The organism is Roseovarius sp. D22-M7, assembly GCF_037083785.1.
Classification (GTDB): Bacteria; Pseudomonadota; Alphaproteobacteria; order Rhodobacterales; family Rhodobacteraceae; genus Roseovarius.
In genome coordinates, this window is the sequence record NZ_JBAPKY010000005.1 from 37,371 (window position 1) to 56,580 (window position 19,210).

13 protein-coding genes and 1 pseudogene are annotated in these 19,210 nt (G+C 65.2%); 6 read left to right on the plus strand and 8 right to left on the minus strand.

The annotated features are described in order from the left end of the window. Window positions 1-6: 6 nt before the first annotated feature. The 6 genes from recR to V8324_RS03895 form a co-directional block, all read right to left on the minus strand. The gene (recR, locus tag V8324_RS03870; RefSeq protein WP_336418605.1) at window positions 7-600 is read right to left on the minus strand and encodes a recombination mediator RecR; all 594 of its coding nucleotides are present in this window, start codon (window positions 598-600) and stop codon (window positions 7-9) included. 72 nt (window positions 601-672) lie between these two features. Beyond that, entirely contained in the window at window positions 673-1,017 is a 345-nt protein-coding gene (locus V8324_RS03875; RefSeq protein ID WP_336418606.1) for a YbaB/EbfC family nucleoid-associated protein, read from the minus strand. Between the two features lie 104 nt (window positions 1,018-1,121). After that, window positions 1,122-2,891: a DNA polymerase III subunit gamma/tau gene (locus V8324_RS03880; RefSeq protein ID WP_442970463.1), complete on the minus strand. Its 1,770-nt coding sequence runs from the start codon at window positions 2,889-2,891 to the stop codon at window positions 1,122-1,124. A 97-nt stretch (window positions 2,892-2,988) separates the two neighbouring features. Then, window positions 2,989-3,927 carry an ABC transporter permease gene (locus V8324_RS03885; RefSeq protein WP_336418607.1) on the minus strand — a complete coding sequence of 313 codons (939 nt, stop codon included), beginning with the start codon at window positions 3,925-3,927 and terminating at the stop codon, window positions 2,989-2,991. Continuing rightward, complete coding sequence (locus tag V8324_RS03890) at window positions 3,920-4,927, minus strand: ABC transporter permease (protein ID WP_336418608.1); 1,008 nt, start codon at window positions 4,925-4,927, stop codon at window positions 3,920-3,922. The genes V8324_RS03885 and V8324_RS03890 overlap by 8 nt, the downstream gene beginning before the upstream one ends. Before the next feature lie 76 nt (window positions 4,928-5,003). Continuing rightward, window positions 5,004-6,719 (minus strand): peptide ABC transporter substrate-binding protein, encoded by a 1,716-nt coding sequence (locus tag V8324_RS03895; protein ID WP_336418609.1) that lies wholly within the window; start codon window positions 6,717-6,719, stop codon window positions 5,004-5,006. Window positions 6,720-7,013: 294 nt separating this feature from the next. On the opposite strand from V8324_RS03895, the gene V8324_RS03900 reads away from it, so the two are divergent. The 3 genes and pseudogenes from V8324_RS03900 to V8324_RS22330 all read left to right on the plus strand — a co-directional run. Next, window positions 7,014-8,834, plus strand: a complete 1,821-nt coding sequence (locus V8324_RS03900; protein WP_336418610.1) for an ABC transporter ATP-binding protein — start codon at window positions 7,014-7,016, stop codon at window positions 8,832-8,834. Between the two features lie 2 nt (window positions 8,835-8,836). After that, window positions 8,837-10,003 (plus strand): acetylornithine deacetylase, encoded by a 1,167-nt coding sequence (argE, locus tag V8324_RS03905; RefSeq protein ID WP_336418611.1) that lies wholly within the window; start codon window positions 8,837-8,839, stop codon window positions 10,001-10,003. A gap of 109 nt (window positions 10,004-10,112) precedes the next feature. Beyond that, a pseudogene (locus V8324_RS22330) lies at window positions 10,113-10,430 on the plus strand (DUF2793 domain-containing protein); the annotation flags it as partial. A gap of 1,011 nt (window positions 10,431-11,441) precedes the next feature. Here V8324_RS22330 and V8324_RS03915 read toward each other — a convergent pair. After that, complete coding sequence (locus tag V8324_RS03915) at window positions 11,442-12,050, minus strand: alpha-ketoglutarate-dependent dioxygenase AlkB family protein (protein ID WP_336418613.1); 609 nt, start codon at window positions 12,048-12,050, stop codon at window positions 11,442-11,444. A gap of 216 nt (window positions 12,051-12,266) precedes the next feature. On the opposite strand from V8324_RS03915, the gene dnaK reads away from it, so the two are divergent. The 3 genes from dnaK (at window position 12,267) to radC (ending at window position 16,253) form a co-directional block, all read left to right on the plus strand. After that, window positions 12,267-14,183, plus strand: coding sequence for a molecular chaperone DnaK (dnaK, locus tag V8324_RS03920; protein ID WP_336418614.1), 1,917 nt, complete (start codon window positions 12,267-12,269; stop codon window positions 14,181-14,183). 79 nt (window positions 14,184-14,262) lie between these two features. Next, window positions 14,263-15,438 carry a molecular chaperone DnaJ gene (gene dnaJ / locus V8324_RS03925; RefSeq protein WP_336418615.1) on the plus strand — a complete coding sequence of 392 codons (1,176 nt, stop codon included), beginning with the start codon at window positions 14,263-14,265 and terminating at the stop codon, window positions 15,436-15,438. Window positions 15,439-15,488: 50 nt separating this feature from the next. Then, window positions 15,489-16,253, plus strand: coding sequence for a RadC family protein (radC, locus tag V8324_RS03930; RefSeq protein ID WP_336418616.1), 765 nt, complete (start codon window positions 15,489-15,491; stop codon window positions 16,251-16,253). Window positions 16,254-16,309: 56 nt separating this feature from the next. Here radC and secA read toward each other — a convergent pair whose 3' ends face one another. After that, entirely contained in the window at window positions 16,310-19,006 is a 2,697-nt protein-coding gene (gene secA, locus V8324_RS03935; protein ID WP_336418617.1) for a preprotein translocase subunit SecA, read from the minus strand. Window positions 19,007-19,210: the final 204 nt, after the last annotated feature.

The following is a 19,210-nucleotide window of genomic DNA, read 5'->3' on the forward strand; positions in this document are numbered from 1 at the left end:
GCCCCGTCAAAGCGCCTTGCGGGCCGACAGGGCCGCGCTGATCGTGCCATCATCGAGATAATCGAGTTCTCCGCCGATGGGCACACCTTGGGCCAGCGAGGTCAGCCGCACGCGCCCGTCAAGCTGGTCGGCGATGTAATGCGCGGTCGTCTGGCCATCGACCGTGGCGTTGAGCGCGAGGATCACTTCGCCGACCTCCTCCGACGTCACCCGGTCCACGAGCTGCGGGATGCGCAGCGTTTCCGGCCCGATCTGGTCGAGCGCCGACAACGTGCCGCCCAGCACGTGGTAGCGCCCCTTGAAGGCGCGCCCGCGCTCCATCGCCCAGAGGTCTGCGACATCCTCGACCACGCAGATCTGGCCGGTGGCGCGTTTCGGATCGGCGCAGATGTCGCAGATCTCGGACGTGCCGATATTGCCGCAGACCGCGCATTCGCAGGCGGTTTCCGCGACCTTCCGCATGTGGTCGGCCAGTGGCGCCAACAGGACCGATCGCTTGCGGATCATGTGCAACACCGCGCGCCGGGCCGAGCGCGGGCCGAGCCCGGGCAGGCGGGCCATCATGTCGATCAGGGCGTCGATGTCACGGGTGCTGTTCAACGGAACCGTCCGGTCCGGTGGCGGGGCAAGGACGCCTTCGGCGAGAGTATTTGGAGCAAGATCAAACCGGGCTCAGAAGGGCAGCTTCATGTCCTTGGGCAGGCCCATGGCCTCGGTCAGTTTGCCCATTTCGTCCTGCGCGCGCTGCGACGCCTTGGCCTGTGCGTCCTTGATCGCGGCGAGGATCAGGTCCTCGGCGACCTCCTTGTCCTCTGAGTTGAAGATCGACGGGTCGATGTCGATTCCCTTGAGTTCGCCCTTGGCGCTGCAGGTCGCCTTGACGAGGCCGGCGCCGCTTTCACCCTCGACCATGATGGTTTTCAGCTCTTCCTGCAGGTCGGCCATCTTCTGCTGCATTTCCTGCGCGGATTTCATCATTTTCGCCATGTCGCCCATCTGGCCCAAACCCTTGAACATCGTGCTATCTCCTCTGGATCGAGGCCCGTGTCGCCGCGGGCCGAAAGACTGTGTACCGTTTCTAATCATATCGGTGCGCGAAAGGCGACAGGCAAGCGGTGTGTTCAGTCGTCTTCGAACGGGTCCCATTCATCCTCGACCTCGGGCAGGGCGTCGGCCTCGACCTTGGCGGTGATGTCCTGCGGGGTCTTGATCTCTGTGATGCGGGCCTTGGGAAAGGCCTCGAAGACGGCATCCACCAGCGGATGCGCGCGCGCCTCGGTTTCGAGGGCGTCTTCCTCGGCCTCGCGGGCCTCGCGCATGGTGGGCGCGGTGGCAGAATTCACGAGCGTCACGGTCCAGCGATTGCCCGTCCAGCGCTGTAGCGCGCTGCCCAAGCGCTGCGCGAGATCCGAGGGCGCGTCGGCTGTGGGCGTGAATTCGATCCGGCCGGGCCGGTAAGCGGCAAGGCGCACGCAGCCCTCGACCTCGATCAGCAGCTTGGCATCGCGATTGGCGCGGATGAGCTCCAGCACATGGTCGAAGGTCGGATAGCGCGCGAGGGCGTTCTCGTCCTCGGCGGCAATGGCGGTGACCTGGCCCGAGCCGCTTGCACGCGGCCCCGGAGACGCCGCATGGGTCGGTCGGGGCAGGGCGTCGGCCTGCGTTGCGGTGTTTTCGGACCGTGCCCCCGCCTGCACGACCGCACCTCCGCCGGGACCGGGCGGCGGGGCGTCCTGCAAGCGACGCACGAGATCCTCGGGCGTGGGCAGGTCGGCCACATGAGTCAGCCGGATGATCGCCATCTCGGCCGCCATCATGGCATTCGGGGCTTCGGCCACCTCGTCTAGCGCCTTCAGCAGCATCTGCCACATGCGGGTCAGCACGCGCATCGGCAGCGCCTCGGCCATGCCGAGGCCGCGGGCGCGCTCGTCCGGGCCGATCGTCGGGTCCTCGGCGGCGTCGGGCGTGATCTTGACCACGGAAATCCAGTGCGTGATCTCCGACAGGTCGCGCAGCACCGCCAGCGGATCGGCACCTTCGGCATATTGCGCGCCAAGCTCTGACAGCGCGCCCGCGGCGTCACCTTTCATGATCATGTCAAAGAGATCCAGCACCCGGCCACGATCCGCCAGCCCAAGCATGGCGCGCACCTGATCGGGCGTGGTTTCGCCGGCGCCATGGCTGATCGCCTGGTCAAGCAGCGAGGTCGCGTCGCGGGCCGAGCCTTCGGCGGCGCGGGTGATCATGGCAAGCGCATCGTCGCTGATCTGCGCGTCCTCCCGGTCGGCGATGCGGCGCAGCAGGTCGATCATCATCTCAGGCTCGATCCGGCGCAGATCGAAGCGCTGGCAGCGCGACAGCACGGTGACAGGGACCTTGCGGATCTCGGTGGTGGCGAAGATGAATTTCACATGCGCTGGCGGCTCTTCGAGCGTTTTCAGCAGCGCGTTGAACGCGCCGGTCGAAAGCATGTGCACCTCGTCAATGATGTAGACCTTGTACCGTGCCGACGCCGCCCGGTAATGCACCGAGTCGATGATCTCGCGGATATTGCCGACCCCGGTGTTCGAGGCCGCGTCCATCTCCATCACGTCGACATGGCGGCCTTCCATGATTGCAGTGCAATGCTCGCACACCCCGCAGGGATCGGTGGTCGGCACACCCGTGCCGTCGGGCCCGATGCAGTTCATCCCCTTGGCGATGATCCGCGCGGTCGTGGTCTTGCCGGTGCCGCGAATGCCGGTCATGATGAAAGCCTGCGCGATCCGGTCCGCCTTGAACGCGTTTTTGAGGGTGCGCACCATGGCGTCCTGTCCGACGAGGTCGGCAAAGGTCTCGGGCCGGTATTTCCGGGCCAGCACCTGGTAGCCGGACGGGTCGCTGTCGGACATGTGGGCCGCCTTTTGTGGTCGCGTCTGGTCCGCAACTTAAAGCGCCGTGCGCGGGGCGTCCAGCTTGGTTTTCGGACCCCGGAGCGCCGAACGCTCCTCAGCGGCCGCGGATGCGCGGGTCGAGGGCGTCACGCATGCCGTCGCCCATGTAGTTGATCGACAGCACTGTGAGCGAGATCGCGAGGCCGGGCCAGAACACGCGTTCGGGATACTCGGTCAGGTATTGCGTGGCATCGTTGAGAAGCCGCCCCCAGGTCGGGAAATCCGGCGGGAAGCCGAGGCCGAGGAAGGACAAGGCGCTTTCGGTGATGATCGCGTTGGCGATCCCCAGCGTGGCCGAGACCATGATCGGCGACATCACGTTGGGCAGGATATGCCGGGTGATGAGGTTGAAATTCGTCGTCCCGATCGAGCGCGCGGCGAGGATGAATTCGCGTTCTTTCAGCGCCAGCACGTCGCCGCGCACGATCCGCGCCGTGGGCATCCAGCTTGTCGCGCCGATGGCCACGACGATGAGGATGAAGATCCCCATTTCGGGGCCGAAGATCCCGTTCAGCGCCTCGCGGAACAAAAGCACCATCACCAGCAGCAGCGGCAGCAGCGGCAGCGACAGGAAGAGATCCGTCAGCCGCATCAGCGGTCCGTCGAGCCAGCGAAAGAAGCCCGCGAGCACGCCGATCAGCGAGCCGAGCACCAGCGCCAGCAGCATCGCCGTCAGCCCCACCGAAATCGAGGTCTGTCCGCCGGCCAGCATCCGCGCCAGTGTGTCGCGACCCAACTGGTCCGTGCCGAAGGGATGCGCGAGGCTCGGGCCCTGGTTGCGCGCGCGGATGTCGATGAAGGTTGCGTCATAGGGCCAGACATACGGGCCGAGGAATACCGCGAGGATGATGAACAGCAGCACCAGCATTCCCGCCAGCGCGCCGCGATGCGTCTTGAACTGGTCCCAGACATCGCGCCAATGGCTGCGCGGCGGCGTGGTGGGGCCCTCGTCGGCGAGGGCCGCGATCGGCTTGGGATCGGCAGGGTCAGTCATAGCGGATCCTCGGGTCGAGCACGCCGTAAAGCACGTCGGCGACGATGTTGAAAAGCACGATCAGCACGGCGATCATGAAGGTCACGGTCTGCACCATCGGCAGGTCATTGGCCTGGATCGCGGTGATCAGGAGCTGGCCCAGCCCGTTCACCTTGAAGATCTGCTCGGTGATGATCGCGCCCCCGAAAATATAAGGAACACCGAGCGCGATCACCGTCACCACCGGGATCATCGAGTTGCGCAGCACATGCACCATGACGACCGCCCATTCCGACAACCCCTTGGCGCGGGCGGTGCGGACGTAATCCTGGTTGAGGTTGTCGAGCATCGAGGCGCGCATGAAGCGGCTGATCTGCGCCGTGGTCTGCAGCGCCAGCACCATCACCGGCATGACCATTTGCAGGATCTGCTGCTTGAACGTGTCCCAGTCGACGACCTCGAGTGTGGTGTCGTAGATCGACGGCAGCCAGCCCAGTTCAACCGAGAAGATGACGATCACCAGCACACCCGAAAAGAACGGCGGCACCGAATAGCCCACCATTGTGACGAAGGTGCCGACCTGGTCGAAGACCGAATATTGCCGGTAGGCCGAATAGATGCCGATCGGCAGCGCGATCAGGATGCCCACCACGTAGGACATGGCGACCACCCATAGCGTCTGGGGCATGCGCTGCACGATCACGTCCATCACCGGCGACCGGAACTGCCAGCTGAGCACGCGCTGCTGACCCTCGGCCAGGGCGGTGCCGAAAAGGTGATCGATCAGGATCATCGGCTCGACCACGAAGAACTGCCACAGCCACTTGCCGAAGCGGACATGCGTCGGCTCGCCGAGGCCCAGCGACTCGCGCATCAGTTCCTTGACGTCGGGCGGCACCGTCAGCGGCACCTGTGCCATCGGATCGCCGGGGGCGAGTTCCAGCAGCAGGAAGATCACGAGACTGATGAACAGCAGCGTCGGGATCGACAGGACGAGCCGTCGGATCGTGTAGGTCAGCATGCGCGGCGCCTTTGCATGGCTAGGATGGCAGTGGAGGCCGGACGATGGCCCGGCCCCTCGACCCGAGCGCCCCGGGTCACTCCTCGATGCGGTACCAGTCGGCGGCGTTCCACATCTCGGTGTCCCAGACGTTCAGGATCACGCCGCCCAGCGTGTTGGACTTCGCCGAGACCCGGCCGCGATGCACCAGCGGAATGATCACGTTGGCGTCGCGAGTGATCATGTTGTTGAGCTCGATGGCGATCTCGGCGCGCTTTTCAAGCTCTGCAGTGCGGCCAAGCTCGCGGACCAGAGCGTCGTACTCCTCGTCGCAATAGCGGTTGATGTTCTCGCCCTGCCACTGCGTTTCGGGCCGCGGGGCCTTGTCGCAGGTGCGCGAGGCGAGATAGTTCTGCGGGTCGGTGCCGTCGAATAGGTTCGCGTACATCTCGACATCCGCATAGAACTTCTGGAAGGTGTCCGGGCTGCCCGGATCGCCGCCGAAGAAAACGCTCGCCGAGATGTTGCGCAGTTCTGTCTCGACGCCGATCTGGCCCCACCACTGCTTGATCAGCGCTTGGAAATCCTGACGCACCGCGTTGGTCGAGGTCTGGAACAGCAGCGACAGCTCGACCCCGTCCTTGTCGCGCACGCCGTCGCCATCGCTGTCGATCCAGCCCGCGCCATCGAGCAGCGCGTTGGCGCCCTCGATATCCTGTTCCATGCAATGCGTATTGTTCGCGGCGTAGACATCGGGCCCGGGCACCCAGTCGCAGGTCGGCCGGCCCGCCTTGCCGTAGCCGATCTCGGTCAGCAGGACCCGGTCGACCGCCATGCTGAGCGCCTTGCGCACCGCCGGGTCGGTCAGGAACGGGTGCGGATGCGCCTTGGTTGCGCGCTCGCCCTCGGGCAGGTCGGGCGAGGGGTCGGTCAGGTTCACCTCGATCCGCTCGACCAGCGTGCCGAAGGCCGGCAGCGCCTCGCCCTCGCCCGCCTCTTCCATCCGCGCGATCACGTCGGGGGCAAGCTGCAGGTTCCACGCATAGTCGAACTCGCCGGTTTCCAGCACCGCGCGGCCGGCCGAGATGGCATCGCCGCCGCCCTTGAAGGTCATCGTGGCGAAGGCGGGCTTGTCGGGCTCGCGGTAATTGGGGTTGGCCGACAGCGAGATCACGTCATTGGGCCGGAACTCGTCGACCTTGAAGGGACCGGTGCCGATCGGGTTGAAGTTCTCTTCGGCGCATTCCGAGGCGCGCGCCCCGGTGCAATTCTCGAATTGCGCGGCCTGGATGATCGGGGATTGTCCGCCCACGAAGGGGCCGTAGGGATTGGGGGTAGGCTGCGAGAAATTGACCCGGACGGTGAGGTCGTCGATCACCTCGACCGACTCGACACCCTCGAACTTGGCAAGCTGCGCGCATCCGCCTTCGGGGTTCATGCAGTAATCGGCGGTGAACTTGACATCCGTCGCCGTGAAGGGCGTGCCGTCGGACCATTGCAGGTCCGGCTTGATCGACCAGGTGATCGAGGTCAGGTCTTCGGACACGCCACCATTCTCGAGCGTAGGGATCCCGGTCGCGAGATAGGGTACCCGATTGCCGTTCTGGTTGTAGCGCGCCAGCGGCTCGAGCACGAGGCTCGCCGCCTCGACTTCCTTCGTGCCGCCCGACAGGTAAGGGGTCATGATCGACGGCGCCTGCCAGTAGATCACGTTCACATGGCCATCGGCACCGCGTTCCGCCTGTGCCGCCTGAGCCACCAGGGCAACGCCCGACGCGGCGGTCGCCCCGAGAAGCAGGGATTTCAAGGTCATTGGATTTCGGTCCTCCGGTGTTGGACAGCTCTGGATCGGCCATCTCGATCATCGTTGCGCCGGGTTTGCCCCGGTCGTGCTCCGCCGCGGATCCGGCGCGACGGGTGTGCTTGCCCCGTGCGCACCTTGCCTGGGCACCATCAAGTCAGACCGGATTTGGCGCAAAACGCAAGGGGGCGTGCGCAATGTTTTCCCGAATCGCGCGGGATCGGCGGGCCGGCGTTTGACATGGTTGATGCAAACTGCGTAGCGTTTCAGCATCGCGCGTCACCGACGAGAAAAGGCCGCCCCCGCATGCTGGACACGCCGATTGCCCGGATCGAGAACCTTCGGGTCGAGTTCGAGACCAAGGACGGCACCGTGGTGGGCGTCGAGGATGTCTCGTTCGAGATCAACGCGGGCGAGACCGTCTGCATCGTCGGCGAATCGGGCTCGGGCAAATCGGTGGCGTCGCTGTCGCTGATGCGGCTGGTGGAGTATGGCGGCGGCACCATCGCCGGAGGGCGGCTGCTGTTCGACCGCAACGGCGGCGGCGAGATGGACCTCGCGCAGACCGATCAGGGCCTGATGCGGTCCATCCGCGGCAACGAGATCGGGATGATCTTCCAGGAGCCTATGACCGCGCTCAACCCGGTCTTCACCATCGGGCGGCAGCTATCCGAAGGCTTGCAGGTGCATCGCGGAATGGACCGCAAGCAGGCCCGCGCCCGGGCGCTGGATCTTTTGCGCGAGGTGCGCATCCCCGAGCCCGAACGCCGGCTGGATCAGTACCCCCATGAGCTGTCGGGCGGCATGCGCCAGCGTGTGGTGATCGCCATGGCACTGGCCTGCAAGCCCCGCCTGCTGATCGCCGACGAGCCGACAACCGCGCTCGACGTGACCATCCAGGCCGAAATCCTCGCGCTGATCGACCGGCTGAAGCGCGAGACCGGGACGGCAGTGGTGTTCATCACCCATGACATGGCCGTCGTCGCACAGGTCGCCGACCGCGTCGTTGTGATGTTTCGCGGCAACAAGGTAGAGGAAGGCCCGGTCGAGCAGATATTCGAGGCACCCACGCATGACTATACCCGCGCGTTGCTGGCGGCGGTCCCGAAGCTGGGCGAGATGCGCGGCAAGGCATACCCCGAGCCGATGCGCCTGCTGGGCTCGGACGCGCACGAGATCGTGCCGATCAAGGGCCATGACGAGAGGCTGCTGCATGTCAGCGGCCTGACGACGCGGTTTCCGGTCAAGGGCGGCTTCCTGCGCCGTACGGTGGCGAATGTCCACGCCGTCGAGGACCTGTCCTTCGATCTCGACCGCGGGCGCACGCTCAGCCTCGTCGGCGAGTCGGGCTGCGGCAAGTCTACTGCCGGGCGATCCATCCTGCGGCTGGTCGAGCCGATGGCGGGTCACGTCGTGCTGGGCGGCACCGATATCATGGCATTGAAGGGCCGCGATCTGCGCCGCGCGCGTGTCGACATGCAGATGATCTTCCAGGATCCCTTCGCCTCGCTCAATCCGCAGATGAAGCTGGCCGACCAGGTGTCGGAACCGATGCGCAATTACGGCCTCGCCACCAAGTCCGAGATGGAGGACCGCGTCGCGATGCTGTTCGACAGGGTGGAATTGCCGCGTTCGTTCCTGCGGCGCTTTCCGCACGAATTGTCAGGCGGCCAGCGGCAGCGGGTGGCGATCGCCCGGGCGCTGGCGCTGAACCCCAAGCTGATCGTCTCGGACGAGGCCGTCAGCGCGCTGGATGTCAGCGTGCAGGCACAGGTGCTCAACCTGATGCTGGAATTGCAGGTCGATCTGGGGCTCAGCTATCTGTTCATCAGCCACGACATGGCGGTGGTCGAGCGCGTCAGCCACGATGTTGGCGTGATGTATCTGGGCCGGATCGTCGAGCGGGGCCCGCGCGCCGCGGTGTTCGAGAACCCTCAGCACCCCTACACCCAGGCGCTGCTGACCGCCGTACCCATCGCCGATCCTCGTCAGCGCAAGGCCGAGAAGGACCTGAATTTCAAGCCGATCCCGTCACCCATCCATCCGGTCGATTACGAGCCCGAACCGCCCGTCTACAAGGAAGTGGATCCCGGTCATTTCGTGCTGACCTCGGAAAGCGGATATTGACCATGCCCCACAGACTGACGCCGTTCGAGATCATGAGTCGTCTCGTCGGACTCCCGACGGTCAGCCGCGACAGCAATCTGCCGCTGGTCGACTGGGTCGAGGAGTATCTCGGCAGCCACGGCATCACCGCGCATCGCCATTACGACGAGACCGGCGAGAAGGCCGCGCTCTTCGCGCATGTCGGGCCACAGGTCGCCGGCGGCGTGGTGCTGTCAGGGCACACGGATGTGGTGCCCGTCGACGGCCAGCCCTGGGCATCGGACCCGTTCACCGTGACCGAGCGTGACGGCAAGTATTACGGGCGCGGCTGCGTCGACATGAAGGGCTTTGACGCGCTGGCCATCTGGGCGCTGGTCGAGGCGCGTCACGCGGATGTCAAACGGCCCCTGCAACTGGCGCTCAGCTATGACGAGGAGGTGGGCTGCATCGGCGCCCCGCCGATGATCGAGCAGATGCTGGCCTATCTGCCCAAGGCCGAGATCGCGATCATCGGCGAGCCGTCGATGATGCAGGTGGTCACGGGACAGAAGGGGGGCCTCGGTTTCGATGTGCATGTCGTCGGATTCGAGGTGCACAGTTCGATGATGCATCGCGGCGTGAACGCCATCATGGAGGCGGCGCCGCTGATCGACTGGGCCAATGTCCGCAACGCCGAGAACCGCGCACGCACGCCGTCCGAGGTCGCCTCGGGCTTCGCGCCGCCATGGACCACGCTGCATGTCGGCACGATCAGCGGTGGCACGGCGCATAACATCACCGCGAAGAACTGCCGCTTTGGCATGGATTTCCGCGTCGTGCCGGGCGAGGATCCCGAGGAGTGGGGCACGCGGTTCAAGGCGCGCGCTGCCGAGGCCGAGGCAGAGATGCAGGCCGTCCATCCCGACACGCGCATCGAGGTCTCGCCGAAATTCGCCGTACCGGGCCTGCAACCCGAACGCGACGGCGCGGCGGCAGCGCTCGTGCGTCAGATCACCGGCGACAACGGCAACCACATGGTCAGCTACGGCACCGAGGCCGGTCAGTTCCAGAACCATGGCTATTCGGCGGTGATCTGCGGGCCCGGCGACATTGCCCAGGCGCATCAGCCGGATGAATACATCACCGTCGCGCAGTTCGAGGCCGGACATGATTTCATGCGCCGACTTCTCGACCGTTTGCGCGCCGGGTGAGAAGCAGCCGGTGGGATGGACACCGTACGGTCTGTTGGGGACGGGGTAACGGATCGCGGCCGAGGATGCGGGCATCTTTCCGATTGCCACAGCCCCGGAGGCCGCCCCGATGTCCGACAACTCCCCGCGCCTTGCACTGCCCTTCATCCAGCCGTCGCAGGCCCAAAAGCACGTCACCCATAACGAGGCGCTGGCGCTGCTCGACCTTGTCGTGCAACTGGCGGTCGAGGAAACCGGCGCGGTAATCCCGCCCGAGGTTCCGCAAGAGGGCGAGATCTGGGCGCTCGGGCCGGTACCCTCGGGGGCCTGGGCGGGGCAGGGTGGCATGCTCGCCGGGCTGGTCGACGATGTCTGGCGGTTCATAGCCCCGCAGGAGGGCTGGCTCGCGCTGGAAAAAAGCACCGGCCGCGTGCTGCGGCAGGCGGGCGGCGCATGGGTCGCGACCACGCTGCCGGATCTGAACGGTCTCGACGGTGTGGGCATCAATGCCAGCTACGACGGGGTGAACCGGCTGGCGGTAAGTTCGGCGGCCACGCTCTTCAATCACGAGGGCGCGGGACATCAGCTCAAGATCAACAAGGCCACGGGCGGCGATACGGCCAGCCTGCTCTTCCAGACCGGCTTTGGTGGCCGGGCAGAGATGGGCACCGCCGGCGGCGACGACTTCGCGATCAAGGTCAGCGCCGATGGCGCCGCGTGGTCGACCGCGGTACAGTTCGACGCGGCCAGCGGGCTGGCGACAGGCACGGCGGTGCAGCAGGGGGTCATTGATGCCACCGCGGGGCGGCTTTTGCGCGTGGGCGCTTTCGGCTGGGGCCAGGATGGCGGGCAGGCGGTGCCTGTGCTGGGCGATCTCGATGCGCCGGGCACCGCGTCGGGTGTCTATGCGGTCACCGGGGCCACGGCGGGGGCCATGGACCCGGGAACCTGCCTGATCCTGCGCGCGGGCGCAGGCGAGGTGTCGCAGATCTTCGTGGCCGGCGATGGACAGACACTGTCCTTTCGCAGCCGCGCGGGCGGCGTTTGGGGGCCGTGGTCCGCGCTGAACGGGACGCATAACGTCACGCGGGCGTCGGGCGCAGGTGGCAGCTACGTGCGTTATCCAGACGGCACCCAGATCTGCCAGCACAGCCTGACGCTCGACGCACCGGACGTGGCCGAAGGGGCACTTTTTCGCGGGGCGACGCAGACGGCCTGGAACTACCCTGCGCCCTTCGCCGGGGGCACCGTCCCGACGTTGACCGCCAGTGCCCTCGGCGATACGGGCCTGTGGATCTCGACGGTGGCGGGCGACCCCTTGGGCGGTGCGCTGCAGGCCTTCGCGGCGGTGTCGAAAAGCACCGCGCCGCAGGTGACAGTCACCGCCATCGGGCAATGGACCTGATCCGCGAAGCGGCACCCCGACGACAACAGAAGCGGGCGCCGGCATGCGCGCCCGTCAATCGACCACCCGGCAGGTTAGGTTGATCCGGCCGCCGCCTTCCAGCAGCGTCGAGGTGCCGGGCCGGATCCTGTCCACCCCGTGATGGATCAGCCGCGCCGCGCCGCCCATCACCAGCACATCGCCAGAATTCAGCCAGATCGATTCTGTCGGGCCGCCGCGGGTGGTGTTGCCGACCCGGAACAGCGCATCATCGCCCAGTGAGACCGACAGCACCGGCCACGAGAAATCCGCCTCGTCACGATCCTGATGCAGGCCCATGCGCGCCGTGCCGGTATAGTGGTTGATCAGACAGCAATCCGGCGCGCGCGCGGCACTTGCCAGCGCGTGCCAGATGTCGAGCACGGAGTGCGGGATCGCGGGCCAAGGCATGCCGTCGGGGTGACGGGCCTCGTAGCGGTAGCCGCGCCGATCGGTGACCCAGCCGTAGCGCCCCGCGGAGGTCATGCGCACGCTCATCTTCCTGCCCGAAGGCGTCACCGGCGTGAAGAGCGGCGCCTGCGCCACCACACCGCGCAGGTCGGCCACCATGTCGCGCTGCGCGTCCGCGGACAGCCACGCCTTGTACACGGCGATCCCGCGCAGGGTCAGGGTCGGATCGGGCATCGATGCTCTCCTTTTCGAACTCTGTCGGCCATTTTGGCACAAATTGGTGAAATCCATCCATTGGCGATGGTTGCAGGCCATCAGACCCCCGCCTATATAGCGCTTGAATGGCAGGTGCCGCATACGTATTGCGCATCTGTTTGTCATAACCGGGGGCCGGACGCCGTAACGGGTCGGGCCTTCGCAACATCGCCTAACTGGAAGGGATCTGAAAACATGGCCAAAGTGATTGGTATCGACCTCGGCACGACGAACAGCTGCGTTGCGATCATGGACGGGTCGCAGTCGCGCGTCATCGAGAACTCCGAAGGGTCGCGCACCACGCCCTCGATCGTGGCCTTCGCCGAGAACGAGCGGCTGGTCGGCCAGCCTGCCAAGCGGCAGGCGGTCACCAACCCCGAGAACACGATTTTCGGCGTCAAGCGCCTGATCGGGCGTCGCTACGACGACAGCGATCTCGCGAAGGACAACAAGAACATGCCGTTCACCATCGTCGATGGCGGCAATGGCGACGCTTGGGTCAAGGCGCGTGGCGAGACATACAGCCCGTCGCAGATCTCGGCTTTCATCCTCGGCAAGATGAAAGAAACCGCCGAAAGCTATCTCGGCGAGGAAGTGACGCAGGCGGTCATCACCGTGCCGGCCTATTTCAACGACGCACAGCGCCAGGCCACCAAGGATGCCGGCAAGATCGCCGGGCTTGAAGTGCTGCGCATCATCAACGAGCCGACGGCGGCCGCGCTCGCCTACGGTCTGGACAAGAAGGACACGCACACCATCGCGGTCTATGACCTTGGTGGCGGTACCTTCGACATCACCATTCTCGAGATCGACGACGGCCTGTTCGAGGTCAAGGCGACCAACGGCGACACCTTCCTCGGCGGGGAAGATTTCGACATGCGGATCGTCAACTACCTTGCCGACGAGTTCAAGAAGGAGAACGGCGTCGATCTGACGAAGGACAAGATGGCCCTGCAGCGTCTCAAGGAAGCCGCCGAGAAGGCCAAGATCGAGTTGTCGAGCGCCAGCCAGACCGAGATCAACCAGCCCTTCATCTCGATGGGGTCGGACGGTCAGCCGTTGCACATGGTGGTCAAGCTGACCCGTGCCAAGCTCGAAAGCCTCGTGAGCGACCTGATCAAGTCCTCGATCAAACCGTGCCAGGCGGCTCTGAAGGATGCCGGCATCTCGGCCTCGGACGTGGACGAGGTGGTGCTCGTGGGCGGCATGACGCGCATGCCCAAGGTCACCGAAGAGGTCACGAAGTTCTTCGGCAAGGAGCCCCACAAGGGCGTCAACCCCGACGAGGTCGTCGCCATGGGCGCCGCCATTCAGGCCGGCGTGCTGCAGGGTGATGTCAAGGACGTTGTGCTGCTCGACGTGACGCCGCTGTCGCTCGGGATCGAGACGCTGGGCGGTGTGTTCACCCGCCTGATCGACCGCAACACGACGATCCCGACCAACAAGAGCCAGATCTTCTCGACCGCCGAGGACAACCAGTCCGCCGTGACCATCCGCGTCTTCCAAGGCGAGCGCGAGATGGCGGCCGACAACAAGATGCTTGGCCAGTTCAACCTCGAGGACATCCCGCCCGCACCGCGCGGCATGCCGCAGATCGAGGTGACCTTCGACATCGACGCCAACGGCATCGTCTCTGTTTCGGCCAAGGACAAGGGTACGAACAAGGAGCAGAAGATCACCATCCAGGCGTCGGGCGGTCTCTCTGAGGAGGACATCGAGAAGATGGTCAAGGAGGCCGAGGAGAACGCCGAGGCCGACAAGGCCCGCCGTGCGCTCGTGGAGGCCAAGAACCAGGCGGAAAGCCTGATCAACACGACCGAGAAGTCGCTCGAGGATTACGGCGACAAGGTGGATCCGTCCACGGTCGAGGCGATCGAGCTTGCGATCTCCGCCCTGAAGGAGAACCTCGAGACCGACGATGTCGAGAAGATCAACTCGGGCATCCAGAACGTCACCGAGGCCTCGATGAAACTCGGCGAAGCCATCTACAAGGCCAGCCAGGAAGAGGCGTCCGATCAATCCTCGGGGGATGATCAGGGCGGTGCCGACGACGAGATCCTCGATGCCGATTTCGAGGACCTAGACGACAGCAACAACAACAAGCGCGCCTGAGGCACGTTTCGCGCGGAACTGTCCGGTCCGGCCCTAGCGCCGGGCCGGACACGTCACTCCGACATCAAGGAGATCCCCGATGGCAAAACGTGACTATTACGAAGTGCTTGGATTGTCCAAGAACGCCTCGGCCGACGACATCAAGAAGGCGTATCGCAAGAAGGCCAAGGAACTGCACCCCGATCGCAACAGCGATGATCCCGATGCCGAACGACAGTTCAAGGAGGCGGGCGAGGCCTACGACGTTCTGAAGGACCCCGAAAAGAAGGCAGCCTATGACCGGTTCGGGCATGCGGCCTTCGAGGGCGGCAATGGTGCGAGCGCCGGGGCCGGTGCGCGTCCCGGGGCCGGCGGCTTCGGCGGCGGTGCCGGGCAGGGCGATTTCGCGAGCGCCTTCTCGGACGTGTTCGACGATCTCTTCGGCGACTTCATGGGCGGCGCGCGCGGCGGTGGCGGACGCCAGCGTGCGGCGCGCGGTGCCGATCTGCGGTACAACCTGCAGGTGACGCTCGAAGACGCGTTCAACGGATTGCAAAAGACCATCAAGGTACCAAGCGCCGTGCCCTGCGATTCGTGCAGCGGCACCGGCGCCGAAGGTGGTGTAGAGCCCGCCAACTGCCCGACCTGTTCGGGCATGGGCAAGGTTCGTGCGCAGCAGGGATTCTTCACCGTCGAGCGGACCTGCCCGACCTGCGGCGGTCTGGGCCAGATCATCAAGAATCCCTGCAAGAGTTGCCAGGGTCAGGGCCGTGTGCACAAGGACCGTGCGCTTTCGGTCAACATCCCCGCCGGTGTCGAGACTGGCACCCGCATCCGCCTGGCCGGAGAGGGCGAAGCCGGCATGCGCGGCGGGCCGGCCGGCGATCTCTACATCTTCATCGACGTGGCCAAGCACGACCTGTTCGAGCGTGAGGACAATAACCTCTTCTGCCGGGTTCCCGTGTCGATGACCAAGGCCGCGCTTGGCGGCGACATCGAGGTGCCGACGATCGAGGGCGGGCGCAGCAAGGTCAAGATCCCCGCCGGGTCGCAATCGGGCCGCCAGATGCGCCTGCGCGGAAAGGGCATGCCGTCGCTGCGCGGCGGCGCGCGCGGCGACATGTTTATCGAACTGGCCGTCGAAACCCCGGTGAATCTGACCGCCAAGCAGAAGGAAGTGCTGCGCGAGTTCGAGTCGATGAGCGAGGACAACAATCCCGAAAGCAAGAGCTTCTTCTCGTCGGTCAAGGATTTCTGGGACGCGATGAAAAGCTGATCCCGTGAGGCGTTAACCCTTTTCTAACGCGTTTCCGGCACGGTTGGGGCATGACGGATGCCCCAGCCTTTTCCGAGCGGCCGCTGCCGCTGTTTGCCAGTGACGAGGCCGTGCCTGTCGCAGCGTCGACGGACACGCGGCAGCCTTCCTATATTCGCGATCATCGCCAGCGGCTGCGTGCCCGTTTCCTCGAAGGCGGCGCCGCGGCGGTCCCGGATTACGAGATGCTCGAGCTCGTGCTTTTCCGCGCGATCCCGCGGCGCGATGTCAAACCGCTGGCGCGCGCGCTTCTCGACAGGTTCGGCGATTTCGCCTCCGTGCTGTCGGCGCCGCCGGACCAGCTGTCGGAGATATCCGGCGTGGGGGCGGCGGTCATCACCGAATTGCGGATCGTCGAGGCGGCCGCGCACCGCCTCACCCGCGCGCGTGTGATGCAGCGGCAGGTCATGTCGTCCTGGGCGGCGCTTCTGGATTATTGCCGGGCCACCATGGCGCATCGCGAGGTAGAGCAGTTTCGGGTCTTCTACCTTGACCGCAAAAACATCCTGATCGCCGACGAGGAGCAGGCCCGCGGCACGGTCGATCACGTGCCCGTCTATCCGCGCGAGATCGTCAAGCGCGCGCTGCATCTCAATGCCAGCGCGCTGATCCTTGTCCACAATCACCCTTCGGGCGATCCCACCCCCTCACAGGCGGATATCGACATGACGGCACAGGTGCAGCGCGCCGCGGATGCGCTCGGCATCGCCCTGCACGATCACGTGGTCATCGGGCGCTCGGCCGAGGTCAGCTTTCGCGCCGAGGGCTACCTCTAGCGCCAGCCGATCGTAAACCCCAAGGCCGCGAAGCTCGCAAAAATCGCCCGTGCGGTTCAGTTGAACCGCCCGTGGCAATGCTTGAATTTCTTGCCCGACCCACAGGGGCAGGAGACGTTGCGCCCCGGATTGCCCCAGGTCGAGGTATCGTCTTCCACGAACCCGGGGGCGGCGTTTTCGGACACCGCGGGCGGCGTGTCGGGTTTCGCCGCCGCTTCCATCTGCGCGCGCTGCTGCTCGAGGTCCTGCATCAGCTTCTGCTGCTCCTGCTCGTTCATCGGGCGGATCTGCGACAGTTTCTGCGTCACGTCCATGCGCAGGCTGTCGAGCATCGTCTGGAACAGCTGGAACGCTTCGGTCTTGTACTCGTTCAGCGGGTCGCGCTGTGCGTAGCCGCGAAAGCCGACGACGCTGCGCAGATGTTCAAGCGTCAGAAGGTGCTCGCGCCACTTGCCGTCGATGGTCTGCAACAGCACCTGTTTCTCGATCATCCGCATGTTCTCGGGGCCGAACTGCGCGGCTTTCGCGGCCATCATCTCGTCGGCGGCCTTGTCGAGCCGCTCGATGATGTCCTCGTCATCGACGCCTTCTTCGTCCGCCCAGTCTATCACCGGCAGATCGAGATTGAGCTTTTCGATCACAGCAGCGTAAAGGCCTTCGGTATCCCACTGGTCCGCGAAGGTTTTCGGTGGCATGTACTGATCGACCAGATCGGTGATGACCTCGGCGCGCATCTCGCCCACGATCTCGCTGAGATCCTCGGCCTTCATGATGTCGAGGCGCTGCTTGAAGATCACCTTGCGCTGCTCGTTCATCACGTCGTCGAATTTCAGCAGCTGCTTGCGGATGTCGAAGTTGCGCCCCTCGACCTTGGCCTGCGCGCGCTCCAGCGACTTGTTGACCCACGGGTGCACGATCGCCTCGCCTTCCTTCATGCCGAGTGTCCCCAGCACCTTTTCCAGCCGTTCAGAACCGAAGATGCGCATCAGGTCGTCCTCGAGGCTGAGGAAGAACGCCGAGCGTCCGGGATCGCCCTGCCGGCCCGACCGGCCGCGCAGCTGGTTGTCGATGCGCCGGCTTTCATGGCGTTCCGTGGCCAGCACGAACAGCCCGCCGGCAGCGATCACCGCCTTTTCGGCATCGGCATGCTCGGCCTCGATCCGGGCACGGATCTCTCCGGGGTCGCCCTCGGGTTCGGCCTCGATCGCCTCCATGATCTTGAATTCGACATTGCCGCCCAGCTTGATGTCGGTGCCGCGCCCGGCCATGTTCGTGGCGATGGTGACCGCGCCGAGATTGCCGGCCTCGGCGATGATCTGCGCCTCTTTCTCGTGCTGGCGGGCGTTGAGGACGTTATGCGGAATATCCGCCTTGGTCAGTGCCGTGCTCAGGCTTTCGGATTTCTCGATCGACGTCGTCCCGACGAGGATCGGCTGGCCCTTGTCATGGGCCGCGCGGATCTCGGCGACGATGGCGTCGTATTTCTCCTGCGTGCTGCGGTAGACGGCGTCGTCCTGATCGACCCGCGCGATCGGCATGTTGGTCGGCACCTCGACGACGCCGAGGCCGTAGATCTCCATGAATTCGTCGGCCTCGGTCGAGGCGGTCCCGGTCATCCCCGAAAGCTTGTCGTAAAGGCGGAAGTAGTTCTGGAACGTGACCTGTGCGAGCGTCACGTTCTCCGGCTGGATCTTGCAGCCCTCCTTGGCCTCGATCGCCTGGTGCAGCCCGTCCGACAGCCGCCGGCCGGTCATCATGCGCCCGGTGAACTCGTCCACCAGCACGACCTCGCTGTTGCGCACCATGTAGTCCTTGTCCTTCGTGAACAGCTTGTGCGCGCGTAGACCCTGGTTGACGTGATGCACGATGGTGGTGCTTTCGGGATCGTAAAGCGACTGACCCTCGGGCAGGATCCCGCGCGACAGCAGCAGCTGTTCGAGAAACTCGTTGCCCTCGTCGGTGAAGGTGACGTTGCGGGTCTTTTCGTCGATCGAGTAATGCTCTCCGGTCAGTTCGGGGATCAGCTCGTCGATGGTCTGGTAAAGCTCGCTGCGGTCCTGGCTCGGGCCGGAAATGATCAGCGGCGTGCGCGCCTCGTCGATGAGAATGCTGTCGACCTCGTCGACCACGGCAAAGTGATGCCCGCGCTGGTTCATCTCCTCGAGCGAGGATTTCATGTTGTCGCGCAGGTAGTCGAACCCAAGCTCGTTATTGGTGGCGTAGGTCACGTCGGCAGCATAGGCCGTCTTCTTCTCTGCCTCGGGCTGTTGCGGGTAGACGACGCCCGTGGTCATGCCGAGGGCGGCGTAGACCTTTCCCATCCAGTCTGCGTCACGTTTCGCGAGGTAGTCGTTGACCGTGACCACGTGCACGCCTTGCCCCGACAGCGCGTTGAGATAGCAGGGAAACGTGGCGACAAGCGTCTTGCCCTCGCCGGTCTTCATTTCCGCGATATTGCCCTGGTGCAGGAAGATGCCGCCCATGATCTGCACGTCAAAGGCCCGGAGGCCAAGCGTCCGGCGCGCCGCCTCGCGGCAATTGGCGAAGGCCTCGGGCAGCAGCGCGTCGAGGCCTTCGCCCTCGGCGATGCGCCTGCGGAAGGTTTCGGTCTTGCCGATCAGCTCTGCGTCGTCCAGGGCCTGGTATTCGGGTTCCAGCGCATTGATACGCTCGACCAGCGGTCGCGTCGCCTTGATCTTGCGGTCGTTCGGGGTGCCGAAAATCTTTCGCGCGACCGATCCAAATCCCAACATGTTCCATCCGTTCCGGTGTTGACGCTGTCCGTGACAGGCAATCGCTTGCCCCGCTTGCCCGCCCGCCCTAGAACGGGTGCGAGTTGGTGGCGCAGCGCGTGATCAAGTGGCGATGTAAGGGGCCGCTCTGACAGTGTCAACGTCGCGCACCGCAAGACCGAAGGCCCGTGCCGGGCGCCGAACCGAACAACAAGGGACCCATCT